19 protein-coding genes and 1 pseudogene are annotated in these 20,805 nt (G+C 66.9%); 14 read left to right on the plus strand and 6 right to left on the minus strand.

The window, feature by feature from the left end; genetic code table 11:
- Positions 1–394: 394 nt before the first annotated feature.
- From PV772_RS16090 to PV772_RS16110, 5 genes and pseudogenes are all read left to right on the plus strand, one after another.
- Positions 395–1,463, plus strand: a pseudogene (locus tag PV772_RS16090) (alkaline phosphatase family protein).
- A gap of 2 nt (positions 1,464–1,465) precedes the next feature.
- Positions 1,466–2,593: an alkaline phosphatase family protein gene (locus tag PV772_RS16095; RefSeq protein WP_347886825.1), complete on the plus strand. Its 1,128-nt coding sequence runs from the start codon at positions 1,466–1,468 to the stop codon at positions 2,591–2,593.
- A 140-nt stretch (positions 2,594–2,733) separates the two neighbouring features.
- Positions 2,734–3,255 carry a hypothetical protein gene (locus tag PV772_RS16100; protein WP_307361640.1) on the plus strand — a complete coding sequence of 174 codons (522 nt, stop codon included), beginning with the start codon at positions 2,734–2,736 and terminating at the stop codon, positions 3,253–3,255.
- 261 nt (positions 3,256–3,516) lie between these two features.
- Positions 3,517–3,957, plus strand: coding sequence for a hypothetical protein (locus tag PV772_RS16105; RefSeq protein ID WP_347886800.1), 441 nt, complete (start codon positions 3,517–3,519; stop codon positions 3,955–3,957).
- Between the two features lie 92 nt (positions 3,958–4,049).
- Positions 4,050–4,316, plus strand: coding sequence for a hypothetical protein (locus tag PV772_RS16110; RefSeq protein WP_141161340.1), 267 nt, complete (start codon positions 4,050–4,052; stop codon positions 4,314–4,316).
- A 24-nt stretch (positions 4,317–4,340) separates the two neighbouring features.
- Here PV772_RS16110 and PV772_RS16115 read toward each other — a convergent pair whose 3' ends face one another.
- Together PV772_RS16115 and PV772_RS16120 are read right to left on the minus strand one after the other, a co-directional pair.
- The gene (locus tag PV772_RS16115) at positions 4,341–5,237 is read right to left on the minus strand and encodes a diacylglycerol kinase family protein (protein ID WP_347886801.1); all 897 of its coding nucleotides are present in this window, start codon (positions 5,235–5,237) and stop codon (positions 4,341–4,343) included.
- A 68-nt stretch (positions 5,238–5,305) separates the two neighbouring features.
- Entirely contained in the window at positions 5,306–6,229 is a 924-nt protein-coding gene (locus PV772_RS16120; protein ID WP_307361649.1) for an AraC family transcriptional regulator, read from the minus strand.
- Between the two features lie 276 nt (positions 6,230–6,505).
- Here PV772_RS16120 and PV772_RS16125 point away from each other — a divergent pair, with 276 nt between their 5' ends.
- The 6 genes from PV772_RS16125 to PV772_RS16150 all read left to right on the plus strand — a co-directional run bounded on the left by PV772_RS16125 (position 6,506) and on the right by PV772_RS16150 (position 13,700).
- Entirely contained in the window at positions 6,506–7,852 is a 1,347-nt protein-coding gene (locus tag PV772_RS16125) for a sugar ABC transporter substrate-binding protein (RefSeq protein WP_347886802.1), read from the plus strand.
- Positions 7,853–7,879: 27 nt separating this feature from the next.
- Positions 7,880–8,848, plus strand: coding sequence for a sugar ABC transporter permease (locus PV772_RS16130; RefSeq protein WP_347886803.1), 969 nt, complete (start codon positions 7,880–7,882; stop codon positions 8,846–8,848).
- Positions 8,845–9,756: a carbohydrate ABC transporter permease gene (locus tag PV772_RS16135; RefSeq protein WP_347886804.1), complete on the plus strand. Its 912-nt coding sequence runs from the start codon at positions 8,845–8,847 to the stop codon at positions 9,754–9,756. The genes PV772_RS16130 and PV772_RS16135 overlap by 4 nt, the downstream gene beginning before the upstream one ends.
- A gap of 31 nt (positions 9,757–9,787) precedes the next feature.
- On the plus strand, positions 9,788–10,843 hold the full coding sequence (locus PV772_RS16140) for an NAD(P)-dependent alcohol dehydrogenase (protein WP_347886805.1): 1,056 nt from the start codon (positions 9,788–9,790) through the stop codon (positions 10,841–10,843).
- A 42-nt stretch (positions 10,844–10,885) separates the two neighbouring features.
- Positions 10,886–11,914, plus strand: a complete 1,029-nt coding sequence (locus PV772_RS16145) for a carbohydrate kinase (RefSeq protein ID WP_347886806.1) — start codon at positions 10,886–10,888, stop codon at positions 11,912–11,914.
- A gap of 109 nt (positions 11,915–12,023) precedes the next feature.
- On the plus strand, positions 12,024–13,700 hold the full coding sequence (locus PV772_RS16150) for an FAD-binding dehydrogenase (protein WP_347886807.1): 1,677 nt from the start codon (positions 12,024–12,026) through the stop codon (positions 13,698–13,700).
- Here PV772_RS16150 and PV772_RS16155 read toward each other — a convergent pair.
- Positions 13,657–14,193, minus strand: a complete 537-nt coding sequence (locus tag PV772_RS16155; protein WP_347886808.1) for a GNAT family N-acetyltransferase — start codon at positions 14,191–14,193, stop codon at positions 13,657–13,659. The genes PV772_RS16150 and PV772_RS16155 overlap by 44 nt on opposite strands.
- A gap of 66 nt (positions 14,194–14,259) precedes the next feature.
- Between PV772_RS16155 and PV772_RS16160 the strand changes: the two genes are divergently transcribed.
- Both PV772_RS16160 and PV772_RS16165 read left to right on the plus strand, forming a co-directional pair.
- Positions 14,260–15,150: a potassium channel family protein gene (locus PV772_RS16160; RefSeq protein WP_347886809.1), complete on the plus strand. Its 891-nt coding sequence runs from the start codon at positions 14,260–14,262 to the stop codon at positions 15,148–15,150.
- A gap of 23 nt (positions 15,151–15,173) precedes the next feature.
- Positions 15,174–15,680 (plus strand): DinB family protein, encoded by a 507-nt coding sequence (locus tag PV772_RS16165; protein WP_347886810.1) that lies wholly within the window; start codon positions 15,174–15,176, stop codon positions 15,678–15,680.
- 86 nt (positions 15,681–15,766) lie between these two features.
- Here the strand turns inward: PV772_RS16165 and PV772_RS16170 are convergent, their stop codons facing one another.
- Entirely contained in the window at positions 15,767–16,816 is a 1,050-nt protein-coding gene (locus PV772_RS16170; RefSeq protein WP_347886811.1) for a helix-turn-helix transcriptional regulator, read from the minus strand.
- Between the two features lie 169 nt (positions 16,817–16,985).
- On the opposite strand from PV772_RS16170, the gene PV772_RS16175 reads away from it, so the two are divergent.
- On the plus strand, positions 16,986–17,420 hold the full coding sequence (locus PV772_RS16175; protein WP_347886812.1) for a nuclear transport factor 2 family protein: 435 nt from the start codon (positions 16,986–16,988) through the stop codon (positions 17,418–17,420).
- 10 nt (positions 17,421–17,430) lie between these two features.
- On the opposite strand, the gene ppsA is transcribed toward PV772_RS16175, so the two are convergent.
- A complete protein-coding gene (gene ppsA / locus PV772_RS16180) occupies positions 17,431–19,842 on the minus strand; it encodes a phosphoenolpyruvate synthase (protein ID WP_141157906.1) in 2,412 nt (803 codons plus the stop codon).
- A gap of 144 nt (positions 19,843–19,986) precedes the next feature.
- Positions 19,987–20,805, minus strand: a complete 819-nt coding sequence (locus PV772_RS16185) for a pyruvate, water dikinase regulatory protein (protein WP_347886813.1) — start codon at positions 20,803–20,805, stop codon at positions 19,987–19,989.

Here is a 20,805-nt window from a genome sequence, read left to right on the forward strand (position 1 = left end):
TCCGGCTCCCGTCAGCGACCCGCCGGACAGGTTCGGAAACGTCCAATGAACTCTCCGTGAACGAACCCCGGTTTCCGTCGGAGCCGTGACCTCTCCGTGATCTACTGGTGAACGCAAAACCTTACCGACAAGTAACTTACCGGCGACCGGCCCAGGGTGGGGGCGTGCCCGTGTCGCCGTCCATCTGACCTGCAAGGAATCAGACGTGAATCTTTCAAGACGCCACTTCCTGGGGGCCGCGGGAACGGCTGCCGCCACTACCCTGGCCGCCGGCAGCACCTTCCGGCCGGCCTCAGCCGCACCGCCCGCGCTTCCCGCGCCCGGTGACTCAGGCATTGAACACATCATCGTGGTGATGATGGAAAACCGTTCCTTTGACCACTTCCTGGGCTGGATGCCCGGGGCAGACGGGAAGCAGTCCGGGCTTAGCTACACCGACCGCTACGGCATCCCGCACTCCACCTACCACCTGGCCGATTTCCAAGGCTGCGGACACCCGGACCCGGACCACTCCTACGAGGGCGGCCGGATCCAGTACAACAACGGCAAGAACGACGGCTGGCTGCGGGCCGGCGAAAACGACGAGTTCGCCGTGGGTTACTACGGCGAAGCCGATCTGGACTTCTGGCGCCAGGCAGGCCCGGACTGGACCGTCTGCGACCGCTACTTCGCCGCCACCATGGCCGAAACCTACCCGAACCGCTTCTACCAGCATGCTGCGGCCACGGACCGGATCCACAACTCCTCCGCCACCTCAGCCCTGCCCACCATCTGGGATCGGCTGGCCGCGGCAGGAATTCCGGGCAAGTACTACTACGGCGACATCCCGTTCACGGCACTCTGGGGAACCAAGTACCAAGGCATCTCCCGCCCCTACGCGGAGTTCCTCGCTGACTGCTCCGCCGGGGCCCTGCCAGCCGTTTCCTTCGTGGATCCGCGGTTCACCGACGAGGGCTCCGGAACCTCCGGAGACGACCATCCCCATGCCGACATCCGCTCCGGCGAAACATTCCTCGCCGAGGTCTACAACGCGGTCACGTCCGGTCCGGGCTGGGCCAACACCATGCTGGTGGTCAACTACGACGAGTGGGGCGGCTTTTATGACCACGTGCCGCCCACCACGGCGCCGGACAGCAGCCCTCCGCGGTTTCCGGGTTCCGTCCGTGGTGGTCTCACCCCGGGCACGGCGCCGGTATGTGGCCCACGACGTCTACGACCACACCTCGGTCCTGAAGGCCATCGAATGGCGCTGGAGCCTTGCTCCCCTGACCCCACGCGACCACGCGGCCCGCAACATCGCCGAAGTCCTGGATTTTGGCACCCCCGCGAACCTGGCTGCGCCCACCTACTTGGTCCCGCCCTTCGTGGCCGGCCCCGCCTGCACCCCGGTGGGTCCGCCCCCGGCCGAGGAATGGTCCGGCCTGAAAGAAAAAGCACTCGCTGACGGATGGAAGCTCCCGTGAAAATGAAACTCCGCACCGCCTTGGCCGCCATGGCCGTGCTTGCTGCCGCCATCGGTGGAACTGCGGCCACCCTCAACCCGGCCGCCGCCACCAGCGCCCCCACCGCCTCGACACCAAGCCAGGGCTACCTGCCCGGAGCCAACCACGTCTTCGTCATCAACCTCGAAAACAAGGGCTACGACGAAACCTGGGGCCCGGCGTCGGCCGCTCCTTATCTTTCCCAGACCCTGCGCAGCCAGGGCGTCCTGCTGAACCAGTACTACGGCACGGCGCACAACTCCCAGCCCAACTATGTGGCGCAGATTTCCGGCCAGGGACCCAACCCGCAGATGCAGGCCGACTGCCAGACCTACACCCCGTTCGTCGGCAGCGGCACTGCCAGCCCGGGCCAGGCAGTCGGCGACGGCTGCGTGTTCCCGGCCAGCGTTCCCACCGTGGCCGGGCAACTCAAAGACGCCGGGAAATCCTGGAAGGGGTACATGGAGGACATGGGCACCCCTTGCCGGCACCCCGCGCTGGGCGCCGTCGATGACACCCAGAAAGCCAAGGTGGGCGACCAGTACGCCGCCCGCCACAACCCGTTCGTCTACTTTGCCGGGATCACCGGCTCACCGGACTGCGCCACGAACGACGTCGACCTCTCCGCCTTGCAGACGGACCTTGCCTCGGCTGCCACAACGCCCAACCTGTCCATGATCACGCCCAACCTCTGCCACGACGGACACGATTCCCCCTGCGTGGACGGGCAGCCCGGCGGACTGGCCAGCGCTGACGCCTGGCTCAAGCAATGGGTTCCGGTCATCACCAGCTCCCCGGCGTTTAAGCAGGACGGCGTCCTGGTGATCACCTTCGATGAGTCAGACGGGCCGCAGTCCGACGCCAGCGCCTGCTGCGGCGAAGGTCCCGGACCCAACGCCGCGCTGCCCGGCATCACCGGGATGGGCGGCGGCAGGGTGGGCGCCCTGGTGCTGTCCCCGTTCACCAAGGGCGGCACCTGGTCCACCACGCCGTACAACCACTACAGCCTGCTGGCCAGCATCGAGGATACCTTCGGCCTGCCCTACCTGGGTTACGCCGGGACGCCCGGGCTGAACCGGTTTGGGCTGGACGTGTACAACGCAGGCGTCTGAGCCTGGCCGGGCTGCACGCCTGCCTCGAATGGACCCGGCAACGGACGGCATGGAACCGTTTGCCGGGTCCATTGCTGTTCCGCGGCTGATGCGTTATGGCGGTGTTAGGAAAGGGTGGCCGCGGGGCGCATAGTTAGGAGATGACAAGCCCTTACACCCGCGGCGATTCCTTCAGCAGTGAGGCTTCCCGGAAGCACATCAGGCAGGCGCTCACGGACTACGGGGCAACAGACATCCTGTTCACCCAGCGAGGGGACCGGAGCGCGGTGGCGTTCCGGGGCGCCGGACGGCAATTCCGGATTGTCATGCCGTTGCTGCAGTCAGATGGCGCCCTGGCCATTCGCGGGGACATCGCGGACAGCCGGGTCCACGAAGCCAACGCGAAAGTCCTCGAACGGGCCAACCGCAAATCCTGGCGAGCCCTGGCCATGTCGATCGACGGCAAGCTCGGCGCGGCGGCCGCGGGAATTGCAACCCTTGAATCGGAATTCCTTGCCCATGTGGTCCTCCCCGGAAACCAAACAGTGCTCGACGAAGTCGAATCCGTCATTGATTCCGCCTACCGGTCCGGCCGGCGTCCTTCATTCGGCGATCCGGTTCCCGCTCCGCGCCCTGCGGACCCGCTGTTGGGCGTAGACTCAAAATATCTCGGGACATCGTGACAGGACATCCGTTGCCCCGGAAATGAGCCTGATTCTCCAGCAGCCTTCACCGGCCGCCGGCGCCCGCCGTACCGAGTAACTTCGACGCCGGCGCGGCAAGGAATCGGTACAACGAGGGTGGCCGCAAGTGATTCACGGGCCAGACCGGCATAACCCGTTGCCCTCCCCTGCAGGCGATCCGGTCCCGGGTCCCCTGCGCAGCCACCTCCGGCCCGCGTCCCGGGATCCGGCAGTGCATCCTTAGAAGGCTGGTAGACCACCATGACCACCATTCAAGACTCTGCCGTACGCGCCGACTCGGCGCTATCGGTCAGCGGAGTCCTCGCATCCGCGTTGCCCCACGACCTGGGCACTGCCCAAGGCCCTACGCGGTACACCGTGCCGGCTGTCTTTTCCCGCCGGCCCCAGCCCCGCGAGGTCGATCTGCTGCACGGGGCCGGTACCCGCCAGCGCCTGGCCGATGCCGGGTACAGCGACGTGGAGCTGAGGGTCTCGGACCGCCGCCTCCTGATCAGCAACACCAACCTGGTTGACCTCAAGGCGGGGTTGGCCCATCTCGTGGGCATGATCCTGCGTGATATCTCGAACCAGGCGGCCCAGGAACGTACTGACCACAGCAACGAGCTGGAAGCGCTGGGCCTGGTCGAGGAAGAGCGCCTCGGATCCCTTCGCAGGGCCGCCGCTGAGATCCACTTCGACTAAGCCTTACTGCCCCGTGCCGGTTGCGTCCACCGCGGCCGGCACCATGGCATCCCGGGCGTGGCAGCGTCCTCCCCCACCACGAAAGGCACCCCATGACAGACATCCGTATTCGAGACCAGTGGAACCGGCTTCCCGGCCCGGTGACGCAGTGGTTGCTGGCCAACCCCGGCTGCATGATCCTTCCGCGGACAATTTCCGCGGAAATCAGTGCGGCCACGGGCCAAGGCACCAACGACGATGCCCACGGCGAGACCACGCTTTGCCAGCAGGACGTGGATTTCATTCGCATGAAATCCCATGAGGCCGAGCCCGGCCAACCGGACCCGGACTACAAATTCTTCGACTCCGTGCAGCCCTAGCCACGCTTCTGGACGGCCTGGGGGTCAGACAGTGGCCAGGGCGCCCGGCGCACTTTCAACCAGGACATGGGTTCCGGCCTCAACGTAAACCACCTCACCATCGATCTGGCAGGGGACAGCCTCCCGGGTTGAGAAGGCGTAGCTGCTGACGCTCGGCTGATGCCCCAGCCCAAGGGTCACGGCGCGGAGCGTCATCAATGCCATTTTCACCAGCCCGGCGTGTGGCAGCGTCACCACCTCGAACCGGCCGTCGTCCGGGTGGTGGGACTCACTGACGGTCCCGTACTTTGCCATGCGCGAAATGTTGGCCAGGATCAGGCTGTCGAACCGAGCTGTGGCCCCGTCGTCCCGCACAAGCTCAAAGGGCTTAAGTCCCGAGAGGGTGCGGGCAACGGAGATGAGCTCCAGGATTTTTCCTTTGCCGCCCTGTTCGATGCCGATCGCCATCAAGGGAGTCAGTCCGAACCCGACGTATGAGTGTGCGTACAGGACCCGCTCCCCCGCCCCGGTGCTGAACGTGATCCGCAACAGGTCGATCCGCCGGACCCGGCCCGCCGACACGGCTTCCCGGAGGGTCCGCACCGGCATGCTCCGGTAGTGGTCGTTGGCGTTTCCCGCAGGAAGGACGGTGCAGACGGCCGTGCTGGCGGGCACGTCCATCACGCCGTTGACCACCTCGTTGTACCCGCCGTCCCCGCTGACCGAAACGATGAGCGGCGTGCCGCGGCCCGCTTCGGTCCGCGCAAGCTCACGGGCGTGCCCCGCGTAGTCCGTGGGCAGCAGGTCGACGCGCAGGCCCGGCAGGTCCGTGGCCAAATCCCGCTGCAATTCTTCAAGCCGCTGGCCCATCCCGGGCCGGCCGGGGTTGAAAATCAGGACGGCACGGTCAAAAGGTGCGGTGGGTGCTCCGTCATCAGCCATGGCGTACGTGTTCTCCAGGTTCCTGGTGCGGGTGGCTCCAGCTTAACCCTAGGCGGTCTCCCGCCCAATCACCCCTGCAGCCGCTGCCGGTAGTTCCGGGGGGTCTCACCGGCGTCGTTGAGGAAGTGCCGGTTGAAGTTGGACAGGTTGGAAAAGCCCACCTCGTAGCAGATCTCGGACACGGGCTTGTCGCTGCGCTCAAGCAGGCGCCGGGCGTGGGCCAGGCGCAGCTTCCGGACCAGGTCACTGAAATTCTGCCCCGTTGCCCGCTTGAAGTACTTCGAAAACGTGGGCTCGGGCATGCCCACCAGCGCGGCGGCCTCAGACATCCGCACACTGCCGGCGTGGTTGCTGAACACGTACTCCAGGACAAGGTCGACGACGGCGGCAGCCTGGCCGTCCAGCTGCGGCCTGAACCAGGCTTCGGCCAGGTAGCGGCGGTCGCCTTCCGGCGCCCCGGCCAGGAGCGCGAACAATTCAAACAGGTGCTGCAGCCGCTGCAGGCCGGTGGTTGGGCCCATGTCTTCGATGGCCGCTGCTGCCGCCACTGCGGTCTGGCCCAGGAACTCGATGCCCCGCGCCGACTGCTCCAGCAATGGCTTGACCTCCGCCAGTTCCGGGACCAGGGCCGAGGCTTGCTCCACCCACTTGCCGTCGAACTGGATCACCGCGTCCCGGTTCTCCAAAACTTCGCCCGGCTCCAGGTCGCTGACCCAGTCGTGCGGCAGGCCTGACCCCACGATCGACACGTGGCCGGCCTCAAACGTTCCGATGTGGTCGCCGACGATGAACTTTCCGGTGCCCTTCCGGATGAGGTGGATCTCGTACTCCGGGTGGTAGTTCCACCGCGCCAGCGGGCTGGGGTAGCTGTGCTGGTGCCAGCGTACCGAGTGGTTGGGATCCGGTGGGATCACCTCCCGGTTGGCCCGCATGCCGAGCAGCCTTTCGGCCAGCCGCGCGGTGGCTTCCTGCGCGGCATCCTCTGTGGCCATGGTGGTCTCCGTGCATCCGCTGGTTATGAATTCCGGACAGCGTTCGGGCCGCCCCTCCCAGCGTAGCGCGTGCTGCAGTGCGCCTCTGCGGAAAATAAGTATCAGAAATGGGCAACCAGGGCGCTAGTTGTGATGTATGTCCCACACCTAACCTTGAGGAACATCAGCACGGCGCACCGGGGATTCCGGTGGGTGGCCGCGCACCAGCCCGGCACCCCGACGCAGCAATCCGGGTGCACCGGTCCTGCATCTTCCTGAAGAACAAAGGAGTCCTTTATGCGCCCGAAAACGCGCGCTGCCGTCCTCTCTGCCGGGGCACTCTGCATCGCCTTGAGCGCCACGGCCTGTGCGGGCGCCGGCGGAGGCAATTCCGCCGGCAACCCCAACAGCATCAATGTGCTGATGGTCAACAACCCCCAAATGGAGGACCTGCAGAAACTCACCGCAGACAACTTCACCAAGGAAACCGGCATCAACGTCAACTTCACGATCCTGCCGGAGAACGATGTCCGCGCCAAGATCAGCCAGGAATTCTCCAGCCAGGCCGGCCAGTACGACGTCGCGTCGCTGTCCAACTACGAAATCCCGTTCTACTCCGCCAATGGCTGGCTGGCACCCCTGGACAGTGTTGCCAAGGACCCCGGCTTCGACCAGGCGGACATTCTCCCCGCCTATACGGCCTCACTCACCGGCGCGGACGGCAAGCTTTACGGCGAACCGTTCTACGGCGAATCATCCTTCCTGATGTACCGCAAGGACATCCTCGAGGCCAAGGGCCTCACCATGCCGGACAAACCCACCTGGGACCAGGTGGCGGACATCGCGGCGAAAGTGGACGGCGCAGCACCGGGGATGAAGGGCATTTGCCTCCGTGGCCAGCCCGGCTGGGGACAGGTCTTCGCGCCCCTGACCACCGTGGTGAACACCTTCGGGGGAACCTGGTTCGACAAGGACTGGAACGCCCGGGTCAACAGCCCGGAGTTCACGGCAGCCACCGAGTTCTACACCAACCTGGTCCGCCAGCACGGCGACGCGGGAGCCGCGCAGGCTGGCTTCACTGAGTGCCTGAACAACATGAGCCAGGGCAAGACGGCCATGTGGTACGACGCAACCTCCGCAGCAGGCGCCCTCGAAGCCGACACTTCCCCCGTCAAGGGCAGGATCGGGTACGCCCAGGCCCCCGTCAAGGAAACCAAGTCCTCCGGCTGGCTGTGGACCTGGTCCTGGGCCGAGCAGGCTGCATCCAAGAAGCAGGACGCCGCCGGGAAGTTCATCGCCTGGGCCAGTTCCAAGGAATACGAACAACTCGTGGCATCCAAGCTCGGCTGGGCGAAGGTTCCGTCCGGCAAACGCATTTCCACCTACCAGAATGCCGAATTCCAGAAGGCAGCCCCGTTCTTCCAGGCCGAACGCTTTGCCATTGAGAACGCTGACCCCAAGAACCCGGGCACCCAGCCGCGGCCCGCCGTCGGAATCCAGTTTGTGGGCATCCCCGAGTTTGCGGCCCTGGGCACCACCGTCTCCCAGGGCGTCAGTTCTGCCATCGCCGGGCAGGGCACGGTGGCTGAAGCTTTGGCCAAGGGCCAGGACGCTGCCCAAAAAATCGGCAACAAGTACAAGTAGCACCAACCAAAACCGCAGGAGAATCCCATGACTACCGCAACGGCGCGTATCTCCCGACCGGGACATACCGCAGCCAAACCCGCACGAAGTGCCAAGTTGCGTGAACGCGCCATGGCCTGGGCACGGCGTGCGCCGCTGCTCCCGGCCCTGATCTTCCTTATCGTCGTCACCCAGCTCCCGTTCGTGGTGACCCTGTTCATCTCGTTCCTGAACTGGAACAGCCTGAGCCCCACCAAGACAGCCTTCGCCGGCCTGGAGAACTACGTCACGGTCCTCACCGACCCCGACCTCCGCCAGGCCATCTTCACCACCATCGTCCTCACCGTCTCCGTGGTCCTGGCCAGCCTGCTCATCGGACTGGGCCTGGCGCTGCTGCTGGACAAGAAGTTCCTGGGCCGGGGCCTTGCACGAACCCTGCTGATTGCACCGTTCCTGGTGGTCCCCGTGGCCGCGGCCCTCATCTGGAAGCACGCCCTCCTTAACCCCGCCTACGGGCTGGTCAACGGGATCCTGACATGGATCTGGTCGCTCTTCGGGAACACCACGCCGCCGCAGCTGGACCTGCTCTCCCAGGCACCCCTGATGGCTGTCATCGTTTCGCTGGTCTGGCAGTGGACGCCGTTCATGATGCTCATACTGCTCGCCGGCCTGCAGTCCCGACCCATGGACACCGTGGAAGCCGCCCAGATGGACGGCGCCACACCGTGGGCGATCTTCCGGCACCTGACCCTTCCGCATCTGCGCCAGTACCTGGAACTCGGCGGCCTGCTCGGCGCCATCTACATCGTGCAGAACTTCGACTCCGTATTTACCCTCACCGCGGGCGGCCTGGGTACCGCAAACCTGCCCTACGCCATTTACCAGACGTTCTACTACGCCAACGAATACGGCCTGGCATCCGCCGCCGGCGTCGTGGTGGTCATCGGCACCATCATCGTGGCCACTTTCGCACTCCGCACCGTCTTTTCGCTCTTCAAGAAGGAGGCAGCACGATGAGCACCCTTACTCCCGCCGCGCCCCAAAGCAGCACCCACGCCAGCCCGGGCAGCACGAGGGCACGCCGCGGCAAGACCCGGATGGACCCCACCCGCAACAACACCGCCGCCGGCATCGCTGCATGGCTGCTGGCCCTGCTCTTCGCCTCCCCGGTGGTGTGGATGATCCTGACCTCCTTCCACTCCGAGACGGACGCAGCCACCAATCCGCCGTCGATCGCGGCAAACCTGACACTGGACGCGTACCGGGAATTCTTCGGCGAAACCTCCGGCGTCAGCCCCTGGCCGTCCCTGATCAACTCCGCTGCCGCCTCCATCCTTTCCACGGTCCTCGTCCTGGTGCTGTCCATCCCGGCCGCCTACGCACTTTCCATCAGGCCGGTGAAGAAGTGGACCGACGTCATGTTCTTCTTCCTCTCCACCAAGATGATGCCCGTGGTGGCTGCGATCCTGCCGCTGTACCTTTTCGCGCGCACCGTCGGCGCCCTGGACAACATCTGGTTCCTGATCCTGATGTACACGTCCATGAACCTGCCCATCGCGGTCTGGATGATGCGGTCCTTCCTCGCCGAAGTTCCGGAGGAAATGCTCGAGGCGGCCCAGATCGACGGCGCCAACCTCCTGCTCATCCTCCGCAAGGTCATCGCCCCGGTGGCGATGCCGGGCATCGCCGCCACCGCCTTGATCTGCTTCATCTTCAGCTGGAACGAGCTGCTCCTCGCCCGCGTCCTCACCGGCGTGGTGGCAGGCACCGCACCGGTCTTCCTGACCGGTTTCGTCTCCGGCCAGGGCCTCTTCCTCGCGAAGGTCTGCGCGGCCGCCGTCGTCATTTCCCTGCCGGTGCTGTTCGCCGGCTTCGCCGCCCAGGACAAACTCGTCCAGGGCCTCTCCTTGGGCGCCGTCAAGTAATGTGCCCGCCACTTTCGAAAGGAACATCCCGATGACCACCACCGCCCAGTCCCCCGCCCCCACCGCCGGCCTGCCCGCAACAATGCGTGCCAACATCCTGAAGGGCCAGGGCGGCATGGCCATGGCAACCCTGCCGCTCCCGCAGCTCGACGCGGACCAGGTCCTGGTGCAGGTCGCCGCCGTCGGCGTCTGCGGGAGCGACGTCCACTATTACGAGCACGGCCGGATCGGCCCGTACGTGGTGGACCACCCGCTGATCCTTGGCCACGAACTCTCCGGCCGGATCGCCGCCGTCGGGAGCGCCGTTGACCCGGCCCGCATCGGCCAACGGGTCGCCGTCGAGCCCCAGCGGCCGTGCCGCAAATGCAGGCAGTGCAAGGCCGGCCGCTACAACCTCTGCCCTGACATCGAGTTCTACGCCACCCCGCCGATCGACGGCGCGTTCGCGGAATACGTAACCATCCAGTCCGACTTTGCCTACGACATCCCGGACAGCGTCAGCGATGAAGCAGCAGCCCTGATCGAACCGCTCTCCGTGGGCCTGTGGGCGTGCGAGCGGGCGGAGATCAGGCCCGGCAGCCGGGTCCTGATCGCCGGCGCCGGCCCCATCGGCATCATCGCGGCCCAGGCAGCGCGGGCGTTCGGTGCGACCGAAATCTACATTTCCGACATCGCCGAGGACCGGCTGGCCTTTGCCCTGGAGCATGGGGCAACCCACGCCCTGAACGCCCGGACTGACAGCGCCGAGGGGCTCGACGTCGATGCGTTCATCGATGCGTCCGGTGCACCTCAGGCGGTCCGTTCCGGAATCAAGGCCGTCGCCCCCGCCGGCAGGGTCATCCTTGTGGGGCTGGGGGCCGACGACGTCGAACTCCCCGTCTCCTACATCCAGAACCGCGAAATCTGGCTTTCCGGGGTCTTCCGCTACACCAACACGTGGCCGCTCGCCATCCAACTGCTCGCCGACGGCAAGGTGGACCTGGACGTCCTGGTGACGGGAAAGTTCGCCCTGTCCGAGTCTGAAGAGGCGCTGAAGGCAGGCAAGCAGGCCGGACAGCTCAAGGCAGTGGTTTATCCCGGCCGCTGACCACGGCACCACACCCCCACCAACACCCTGCAAGGAAGCAGCATGCCAACACCCTCCCACGCAACGGATTTCGCGGCCGGCGGTCCGCGGGTCACCGTGATCGGCGAGTCACTGGTAGACATCATCAATGACCCGCGGCGGGGGTTCGCCGGGCGCCACGCCCACCCCGGCGGCAGCCCCCTGAACGTTGCGGTGGGAACCGCACGGCTGGGCTTTGCGACAAGCCTGGTGACGCATTACGACGACGACGCCTACGGGCTGCTGGTCGATCAGCATCTCCGGTCCAACGGCGTCGCGCCGGTCCGGGGCGGCACTGCGCCCACCTCTACGGCAACGGCAACACTCGGCGACGACGGCGCGGCAACGTATGCCTTCCAAGTCTCCTGGGACATTAACGGCGCGTCACTTCCCGCCCTTGCGGCAGTGGAAGCGTCCACGCACGTGCACACAGGTTCCATCGCGACGCTGCTTCCGCCGGGCAGCCACGCCACGCTTGCCCTGGTGGAAGCGGCCCGGAGGAGTGCCACCGTCAGCTACGACCCTAATTGCCGCCCGGGTATCAGCCCCGGCGTTGCCTCGGCCCGGCGGCAGGCTGAGGATTTCGTGGCCGCGAGCGACGTCGTGAAGGCAAGCGACGAGGACCTGCGCTGGCTTTATCCGGAGCGGACTCCCGACGAGTCGCTGGCGGCCTGGCTGGAGCTCGGGCCCGCATTGGTAGCCCTGACCCGCGGCGCGCAGGGGCCCGTGCTCCTGACCAGGCAGGGCAGGGTGGAACTGCAGGGCGAACCTGTTGACGTGGCAGACACGGTCGGGGCGGGGGACTCCTTCATGGCCGCCCTGATTGCCGGCCTGTCGCAGTTGGATCTCCTGGGAGCCGGGGCAAGACCCCGCCTGGCGGCCCTTGCTCCCGGTGACCTGCACGTCCTGGCGGCCTACGCAAACAGGGCCGCGGCCATCACCTGTTCCCGCCCCGGCGCCGACCCGCCCGGCAGGGCGGAGCTGGGGACGGCATCGCCTGACGCGGACGCCTGCTTGCGGACCCAGCCGCGTCGCATCAGGCGTACAGACTAGCAGGCGGCAGGCGGCCGCTGCGCGCCGGGCATGAAAAGCCGGACACAGGCCAAAACGTGCGATAGCTTGGCAAGCAGTCACAACAACTTTCGAAACCAGGCAGGCACGCATGGACGCGGACGTCATCATCATCGGCGGCGGCCTGGCCGGGCTGGCGGCCAGCAACGAGCTGGTCCGCGCCGGCAAGCGCGTGGCCATAGTGGAGCAGGAAAACGCCGCCAACCTCGGCGGGCAGGCGTTCTGGTCGCTGGGCGGCCTGTTCCTGGTGGACACCCCCATGCAGCGCCGGCTGCGCGTAAAAGATTCCTTCGAGCTGGCGTGGCAGGACTGGCAGGGCTCGGCGCAATGGGACCGGCTGCACGGCCCGCACCCGGAGGACGAGTGGGCCGCGCAGTGGGGCCGGGCGTATGTGGAGTTCGCCGCAGGTGAGAAACGCTCCTGGCTGCAGGAGCAGGGCGTCCGGTTCACGCCGCTGGTGGGCTGGGCCGAGCGCGGGGACGGCAGGGCCGGCGGCCACGGCAACTCGGTCCCGCGCTTCCATGTCCCGTGGGGCACCGGTACGGGGGTGTCGGAACCGTTCGCGGACAAGGCGCGCGAGGCTGCCGCGGCAGGCAGCGTCACGTTCTACTTCCGGCACCGGGTGGATGGTCTGAGCTACGACGGCGGCACGGTCACCGGGGTGCACGGCGCCGTGCTGGCACCTGATGCGTCGCCGCGTGGGATGTCCTCCAACCGGGACATTGTTGGGGACTTTGAGCTTCGGGCGCAGACGGTGGTGATCGCTTCCGGCGGGATCGGCGGCAACCATGAGCAGGTGCGGCGCTGGTGGCCGGACCGGCTGGGAACACCGCCGCGCAGGATGGTCACCGGCGTTCCGCAGCACGTGGACGGGCGGATGCTGGACATCGCCGACCAGTCCGGGGTGCGGCTGGTGAACCGGGACCGGATGTGGCATTACACCGAGGGGATCCAGAACTGGAACCCCATCTGGCCGGACCACGCCATCCGGATCCTGCCGGGCCCCTCCTCCATGTGGTTCGACGCGCTGGGCCGGCGGCTCCCCTCCCCCGGCCTGCCCGGGTACGACACCCTGGGCACCCTCCGCTTCCTCCGGACCACACCGGACATCCAGCAGTACAGCCATTCCTGGTTCATCCTCAACCAGCGGATCATCGAAAAGGAGTTCGCCCTCTCCGGCTCCGAACAGAACCCGGACATCACCAACCGGGACCTCAAGCTCCTGCTAAAGACCCGGCTGCGCCGAGGCGCCGCCGGCCCCATCGAGGCCTTCAAGGAGCGCGGCGCGGATTTCATTGTGGCGGATACCCTGCCGCACCTGGTCCGCGGGATGAACGCACTGACGGACCAGCCGCTGCTGGATGAAGGGCAAATATCGCGGCAGATCGAGGAGCGCGACGCCGAAATACGGAACCCCTATTCCAAGGACGCCCAGCTAACGGGCATCCGCAACAGCCGCCGTTTCCTGGGCGACAGGCTGTTCCGTACTGTCAGGCCGCACCGGATCCTGGACCCCGCCGCAGGTCCGCTCATCGCCGTGCGCCTGCATGTGGTCACGCGCAAAACGCTGGGCGGGATCCAGACCAACCTCTCCGGCCAGGCACTGGACCGCGACGGCGATCCCATTCCCGGGCTCTATGCTGCCGGCGAGGCCGCCGGCTTCGGCGGCGGCGGCGCCCACGGGTACAACGCGCTCGAAGGCACCTTCCTGGGAGGCTGCATCTTCACCGGCCTGACCGTGGGACGGTCCCTGGCGCAAGCGCTGTAAGCCGCGCCCGCACCAGCCGGAATTCGGGCAGCGCCTCCCATTCGGGCGGGAGGGTGTTGCGCTTCCCGTCCGGCCGGAATCCCTGCTTCAGGTAGAACGCCAAGGCTCGGGGATTGTCCTCGAGCACCCACAGGTACGTGGGGGCGGGGCCGACGGCGGCGCTCACCAGTGCTGCCCCCAGGCCAGTCCCATAGGTCCGCCGGAGTGTGTAGATCGAGTACAGTTCCAGCGCTTCAGGGGCGTCATCCTCGCGTCCGGGACCGGCGTCCGCGTAGCCCACCAACTGGCCGGAGGCGTCGAACGCAAGGATGCGCGGCTCCTCGGTGTCCAGGAAAGCCCGCCGCCGTTCCACCCGTTCCGGGATGGCCGCCCTGCGCCGCTGGAAAAAATCCGGCGACAGCAGGTGCGGGTAGCACTCCTCGTGAGCCTGCGTCTGCATGAGCACCACCGCTTCGGCATCCCCCGGCGTGGCCTGGCGAAGTTGAAAGTCCATTGCGCCAGCCTAGCCAGCGGACCGGGCACTCCGCGGTACTTAATCCCGGTGCACTTAAAATGAGGCATGGACTTCGAAGGCGTGCTGTTGACGGCGGTGGGGGCGGCACTGATCCTGCTGATGATCGCCGACGTCTTCCACACCCTGCTTTATCCGCATGGTTCAGGACCGGTGGGCCGGACCATCATGCGCGGGTTCTGGCTCCTGTCCAGGAAGCTCAGGGGCGGTGCTTCCTCCGTCGCCGCGCCGCTGGCCATGGCTGCGGTCATCGCCGCCTGGGCCACCCTGGCCGCGGTGGGTTGGGCGCTGCTGTACCTTCCGCATTTGCCCGCCGGCTTCTCCTACTCCAGCGACATCCCCCGCCAGGCCGACTTCGCCGAGGCGCTGTACATCTCGCTGGTGGCACTCTCCACGGCGGGATTTGGCGAGATCGTTGCCGTCCATCCGATACTTCGGCTGGTGATGGCCTTCCAGGCGGTGGCCGGTTTTGGCCTGCTCACGGCCACGGTTTCCTGGATCCTGCAGACCTACCCGGCACTGAGCCGGCGCCGCGCCCTGGCCCACCAGCTGAACCTGTTCCGGGAAGCGGCCGGCCCCGCCGGCATCGCCTCCCTGGAAGCCCGCCACGCGGCGGCACTGCTGGAGTCGATGGCCGAAAATGTGGCGTCCGTCAGCATCGACCTCCTGTCGTTCCACGAAACGTACTACTTCCACGAGGTGGAACAGCGGGGATCGCTGCCGGCCACCCTCGCCTACGCCCACCAGTTGGCGTCAGAAGCCCAGGACAGCGACAACACCGAACTCCGGTTTGCGGGTCGAATGCTCTACGCGGCCCTGGAGGACCTTGCGGGCGTGCTGCGCGGAAAGTTCGGCCATGTGGGAGACACGTCCTCCGACGTGTTCGACCACTACGAGCTCCACCACCGGCACCGGCGGCCCCCGGCTCCGCGAAGCTGACGTCCACTTGCTAGGGTCTGCGTATGGCCTCCCACTTCCACTCCATGGACGACGTCATCCACGAGCCTGAGCGCGTCCAGTTCGAGTTCTTCCTGGATGAGCACCGGGCAGGGCTCGACGCCTGCCTGGATGGGCTGACCGAGGAGCAGGCACGGCGGCGGCTGGTCCCGTCCCGCACCACGCTGCTGGGCCTGGTGAAGCATGCCACGTTCGTGGAGAAGGTCTGGTTCGATGAGGCCTTTACCGGCCGCCCGCGCCGCGAGATCGGCATCCCTGCCACGCCGGACGAGTCATTCATCCTGGATGCCGGCGACACCATCGCCTCCGTCCGGGCAGCCCACCGGGAGGCCTGCGCCGCGTCCCGGGCCGCGGCCGCTCCCCTTGGCCTGGATGACGTGGTAACCGGGAACAGGCGGGGACCCGTCCCGCTGCGCTGGCTGTACCTGCATATGCTCCGCGAACTGGCGCAGCACTGCGGCCACGCGGACATCCTGCGCGAACAGATCCTGGCGGAGGAAAGCACTGGCTGACGCGGCGTGGATCGGTGCTTCGTCCTTCGACCGGTTCGATCCCGCCCGGCATCTCCCTGCCACCCCACGCAGGTCGGCGCAGCCAGTCACGCCACCAGCCGCGCCACCAGCTCGCCCCGGCTGCCGACCCCCACCTTCCCGTAGACCGATTTCAGGTGGTCATGGACGGTGTGCGGTGAGATAAACAGGTGCCGGGCGATTTCCGCCGTCGAGCTGCCCGTCAGCACCTCGAGGCACACATCGCGTTCCCGGGCTGTGACGCCGTACGCCATCAGCAGCAGGCTCGCGAGTTCGTGGGTGGTGGCCGGTTCAACGGTGACCACCATCTGCTGCGGGTCATCGCCGGTGATCAGCCGGCTGGCCTGCAGCACCACCCAGTTGTTCGCGGCGTCCCGCATCCGTGCCCGGGCTGTCCCGGAAACTGCCGCGTGGGCCTGCGCCACCACCGCATAGAGCGTCTGGCTGAACCGCCCCGGCGCCGCATCCTCCACGGCGGCGAGCCAGGAAGCGGCCGCGGGGGTAGCGGCGCGCAGGTCGCCGTGCAGGCCGGCCAGCACAATGACGGGCCCGACGGCGGCCGGTCCAGTGGCGCGCGCCACGCGGACCACGGCGCGGGTCGCCGCAGCCAGGGTGGCGGTGATGGCGGAGAGGAACTCCACCTCCCGGTCGGTGAAATCCCGGCCGGCTTCCCGGAAGATGCTGCCCACTCCCCAGCACGCCTCGTCCACCCGGAACGCGGCGCGGAGCTCGTGTTCCAGGCCCAGCGGCCTGAGCAGGTCGTTGATCCGGACGCTGCCGGCCACCTCCCGGTGCGGCGCGTCCGAGATCCTGGCCACGGGCCGTGGACGCCGCAGCAGTTCCACGAAAGTGTTCGGCTCCCGGCCGGTGTACTCCGACTGGGCAAACCGCAGGAAGTACTCCTCGAACTGGTGGCTGGACACCGGCCATGGCTGCCAGTTGGAAATGGAGGTCATCGCCATCGAATCGGGGTCGACGCCGGCCCAGCAGCCCTGCTCGAACGGTACCTCCCGCTGCACGACGGCGAGCGCCGAGGCGTAGAGGTCTGCCAGGTCTATCCCGGCGGCGGCCATGGCCGCTATCTCCCGCCGGGCACGCTCCGCGCGCTCCTCCCACATACTTCCAGTATCGTCCCGGCGGCCAGTGCGGCAATCCCCTGGTTGGGGGGATTCCAGTGTGCCCAGAAACCCCCGGCGAGGGGATCGCAACGGTGCGTTCCGTCGTCGTACTTTCCCTGTATGGATGCCGGGCACCGGGCCCGGCGTCCGGCACCCAGGGGAGGCTCACATGGGACAGGCACGTGATGCCATGGACCGCCTGATGGCGGCCATGGACGCAAAGGACAGGGACGCTTTGGCCGGCTGCTATGCCGAGGACGCGGTCATCCGGACCACTGACCAGGCCGGCATCAGCGGCCGGACGGCGATTGCGGACTATTACTCACACTTCTGGGAGGCGATGCCTGACGTCAGGTACGAACGGACAGCCACACATGAGGCCGGGGACGTGGCCGTTGCCGAAGGCTTTGTGGTGGGCACGAACACCGGGCAGTTGGGCCTGCCTACGGGCGGTACGCTGCCGCCCACCGGTAGGCAGGTCAGGGTCAGGAGCTGCGATGTCACCGCGGTACAGGACGGCGTGGTCACATCGCACCATGCCTACTTCGACCAACTGGAACTCCTGGGCCAGCTCGGGCTGCTGCCCGAACCGGCCCAGGGGTAGTGGCTAGGCGCTAGACGCCGGCAGTTGCGGCGACATCCGGCGTCTCCTCCGACGCGCCGGCGAGCCGGAGCCAGGTGTCCACCACGGTGTCCGGGTTCAGGGACACGGAATTGACGCCCTCCTTCACCAGCCACTCGGCGAAGTCAGCGTGGTCGCTGGGGCCCTGGCCGCAGATGCCCACGTACTTTCCGCGGGCCCGGCAGGCCTTGATGGCCATGCTGAGCAGCTTCTTGACGGCCGCGTCCCGCTCATCGAAGCTGTTGGCCACGATGGCCGAGTCGCGGTCCAGGCCCAGGGTCAGCTGGGTCATGTCGTTGGAGCCAATCGAGAAGCCGTCGAAGTGCTCCAGGAACTCGTCGGCCAGCAGGGCGTTGGACGGCAGCTCGCACATCATGATCACTTCGAGGCCGTTTTCGCCGCGGCGCAGGCCGTTCTCGGCGAGCAGTTCGATGACGCCCTGCGCCTCGTCCAGGGTCCGCACGAACGGGATCATCAGCTTGACGTTGGTCAGGCCCATCTCGTTGCGGACAAAGGACAGCGCCTCGCACTCAAGGTCGAAGCAGTCCCGGAAGGACGGCTCCAGGTACCGGGACGCGCCGCGGAAACCGATCATCGGGTTCTCTTCGTGCGGCTCGTAGGCCGGTCCACCGATCAGGTTGGCGTACTCGTTCGACTTGAAGTCGGACATGCGCACGATCACCGGCTCCGGCGCGAATGCCGCGGCGATGGTGGCCACGCCTTCGGCCAGCCGCTTGATGTAGTAGTCGCGGGGGCTGTCGTAGGCGCTGATCCGCTCCCGGATCTCGGCGGCCACGTCCTCGGGCTGGCTGTCCAGGTTCAGCAGGGCCTTGGGGTGGATGCCGATCTGCCGGTTGATGATGAACTCCAGCCGCGCCAGGCCCACGCCGTGGTTGGGAAGCTGGGCGAAGGTGAACGCCTGCTCCGGGGTGCCGACGTTCATCATGACCTTCACCGGCGCCTCGGGCAGCTGGGTGATGCCGGTTTCCTCAACACTGAAGTCCAGCAGGCCCTGGTAGATGGTGCCGGTCTCGCCGTCGGCGCAGGAGACAGTGACCTCCTGGCCGTCGGACAGCGAGTCAGTGGCGTTGCCGGTGCCCACGACGGCGGGAATCCCCAGTTCGCGGGCGATGATGGCGGCGTGGCAGGTACGGCCGCCGCGGTTGGTGACGATGGCGGAGGCTCGCTTCATGATGGGTTCCCAGTCGGGGTCCGTCATATCCGCCACCAGGACGTCGCCGGTCTGGAAGGAGGCCATCTGGTCGATGGAGGTGAGGATCCGGACCTTGCCGGCGCCGATCCGCTGGCCGATGGCACGGCCCTCCACCAGCACGGGACCGCTTTCGTTCAGGCGGAACCGGCTCATGCTGCCGGGGGCGCGGCGTGACTGCACGGTTTCCGGGCGTGCCTGCAGGATGTACAGGCCGCCGTCGGTCCCGTCCTTGCCCCACTCAATGTCCATGGGACGGCCGTAGTGCTTCTCGATGGCGACGGCATGCCGCGCAAGCTGCTCCACGTCGTCGTCCGTCAGGCTGAAGCGCGCGCGCAGGGAGTCCTCCACCGGCACGAAATCGATGGTCCGGCCGATCTCGCTGCTGTTGGTGTACGTCATCTGCAGGGCCTTCTCGCCCAGGCCGCGCTTGAGGATCGCCGGGCGGCCGGCCTCCAGGGCGGGCTTGTACACGTAGAACTCGTCAGGATTCACGGCGCCCTGCACCACGGCCTCGCCCAGCCCATAGGAGGAGGTGACGAACACGGCGTCCTGGAAGCCTGACTCGGTGTCCATGGTGAACATGACGCCGGACGCGCCGACGTCGGAGCGCACCATGCGCTGGATGCCGGCCGAGAGTGCCACTTCGGCGTGTTCGAACTTGTGGTGCACGCGGTAGGCGATGGCACGGTCGTTGTAGAGCGAGGCGAAGACGTCCTTGATGGCCTGCAGGATGTTCTCGATCCCGCGGACGTTCAGGAAGGTTTCCTGCTGCCCGGCGAAGGAGGCATCGGGGAGGTCCTCCGCGGTGGCGCTGGACCGGACAGCCCAGGACAGGTCGGCGGAGCCGGCGTGCTTGTCCACCAGCTGCTGGTAGGCCTCGCGGACCTGCGCCTCGAAGTCCGGCAGGAAGGGCGTATCGCGGACCAGGGAGCGGATTTCCTGGCCGGCCGCAGCCAGGGCCGTCACGTCATCGGTGTCCAGCCCCACCAGGCGGTCGGCAATCTTCTGGTCCAGGCCGGAATCGGACAGGAACCTGCGGTACGCGTCCGCCGTGGTGGCGAAACCATCCGGAACCTGGACGCCGGCGGAGGTCAGGTTCTGCACCATCTCGCCCAGGGAGGCGTTCTTGCCGCCCACCTTGTCCAGGTCCTTGAGTCCAAGTTCAGAGAACCACAGAACGTCTGTCGTCATGATTGCTGCTCCTTTGCAGTGGGGTGGCGTAGGCAGGGCCGGCCACCCACGGTAGTGCCGGCCGGAAGAAAAACCCTGCTAACAGTTTCAGGTCTTGGGCGGACTTTCCACATGATGTGGCCCATGCCACGTTTGTGAAATGCCCTAGTGCTTGAGGTTCATCCGTTGCAGGATGGTGGCCGCCATTTCCTCCACGGATACGGTGGCCGAGTTGAGGTAGGGAATCCGGTGGGAAACATACAGTTGCTCGGCGCTGCGGAGCTCGAACCCGCACTGCCGCAGCGACGCATACGGCGAACTGGGGCGGCGCTCGGTGCGGATCTGGCTGAGCCGCAGCGGGTTGGACGACAAGCCGAAACACTTCGACACGAAGGGCTTCAGCGGCTTGGGCAGCCCGTCCCGCTGGAAGTCTTCATCCACCAGCGGGAAGTTGGCGGCGAAGATCCCGTGCTGCAGCGCCAGGTACATGGTGGTGGGCGTCTTGCCGCACCGGGACGGGGCCACCAGGATCACCTGGGCCTTCTCCAGCGCACGCAGGCTCTGCCCGTCGTCGTGCTCCATCGCGTACTCCACCGCCGCCATCCGGGACTGGTAGCGCGCGGCGTTCCCCAGCCCGTGCGCCCGGCCCGGTTCGCCGCTGGCCGGTGCCCCCAGCGCCTGTTCCAGGACCCCCACGTGCGTACCGATCAGGTCCACGATGACACCCTTGCAGCCGGCCAGGATCTGCCGTATCTCGCTGCTGACGGCGGTGGAAAAGACCAGCGGCTGCGGCCCTGTGGCAGCCAGGCCGTCAATGGTCCGCACTACGGAGCGGGCCTGTTCAGCCGTGGTGATGAAGGGGATGGTGACGCGGTCGAAGTTGTCCACGGGGAACTGCGTCAGCAGCGTATTCCCCAGGGTTTCCGCGGTGATGCCGGTGCTGTCCGACAGGAAGTAGACAGGCCGTAGAGCAGCAGTGGTCAT

Source organism: Pseudarthrobacter sp. CC12, from assembly GCF_039907755.1.
GTDB lineage: Bacteria > Actinomycetota > Actinomycetes > Actinomycetales > Micrococcaceae > Arthrobacter > Arthrobacter niigatensis.

Bases quoted from the DNA above. Each gene is read 5' to 3' on its own strand.
- PV772_RS16095 (WP_347886825.1), top strand. From the start codon at position 1,466: ATGAAACTCCGCACCGCCTTGGCCGCCATGGCCGTGCTTGCTGCCGCC.
- PV772_RS16100 (WP_307361640.1), top strand. From the start codon at position 2,734: ATGACAAGCCCTTACACCCGCGGCGATTCCTTCAGCAGTGAGGCTTCC.
- PV772_RS16105 (WP_347886800.1), top strand. From the start codon at position 3,517: ATGACCACCATTCAAGACTCTGCCGTACGCGCCGACTCGGCGCTATCG.
- PV772_RS16110 (WP_141161340.1), top strand. From the start codon at position 4,050: ATGACAGACATCCGTATTCGAGACCAGTGGAACCGGCTTCCCGGCCCG.
- PV772_RS16115 (WP_347886801.1), bottom strand. From the start codon at position 5,237: ATGGCTGATGACGGAGCACCCACCGCACCTTTTGACCGTGCCGTCCTG.
- PV772_RS16120 (WP_307361649.1), bottom strand. From the start codon at position 6,229: ATGGCCACAGAGGATGCCGCGCAGGAAGCCACCGCGCGGCTGGCCGAA.
- PV772_RS16125 (WP_347886802.1), top strand. From the start codon at position 6,506: ATGCGCCCGAAAACGCGCGCTGCCGTCCTCTCTGCCGGGGCACTCTGC.
- PV772_RS16130 (WP_347886803.1), top strand. From the start codon at position 7,880: ATGACTACCGCAACGGCGCGTATCTCCCGACCGGGACATACCGCAGCC.
- PV772_RS16135 (WP_347886804.1), top strand. From the start codon at position 8,845: ATGAGCACCCTTACTCCCGCCGCGCCCCAAAGCAGCACCCACGCCAGC.
- PV772_RS16140 (WP_347886805.1), top strand. From the start codon at position 9,788: ATGACCACCACCGCCCAGTCCCCCGCCCCCACCGCCGGCCTGCCCGCA.
- PV772_RS16145 (WP_347886806.1), top strand. From the start codon at position 10,886: ATGCCAACACCCTCCCACGCAACGGATTTCGCGGCCGGCGGTCCGCGG.
- PV772_RS16150 (WP_347886807.1), top strand. From the start codon at position 12,024: ATGGACGCGGACGTCATCATCATCGGCGGCGGCCTGGCCGGGCTGGCG.
- PV772_RS16155 (WP_347886808.1), bottom strand. From the start codon at position 14,193: ATGGACTTTCAACTTCGCCAGGCCACGCCGGGGGATGCCGAAGCGGTG.
- PV772_RS16160 (WP_347886809.1), top strand. From the start codon at position 14,260: ATGGACTTCGAAGGCGTGCTGTTGACGGCGGTGGGGGCGGCACTGATC.
- PV772_RS16165 (WP_347886810.1), top strand. From the start codon at position 15,174: ATGGCCTCCCACTTCCACTCCATGGACGACGTCATCCACGAGCCTGAG.
- PV772_RS16170 (WP_347886811.1), bottom strand. From the start codon at position 16,816: ATGTGGGAGGAGCGCGCGGAGCGTGCCCGGCGGGAGATAGCGGCCATG.
- PV772_RS16175 (WP_347886812.1), top strand. From the start codon at position 16,986: ATGGGACAGGCACGTGATGCCATGGACCGCCTGATGGCGGCCATGGAC.
- ppsA (WP_141157906.1), bottom strand. From the start codon at position 19,842: ATGACGACAGACGTTCTGTGGTTCTCTGAACTTGGACTCAAGGACCTG.
- PV772_RS16185 (WP_347886813.1), bottom strand. From the start codon at position 20,805: ATGACCACTGCTGCTCTACGGCCTGTCTACTTCCTGTCGGACAGCACC.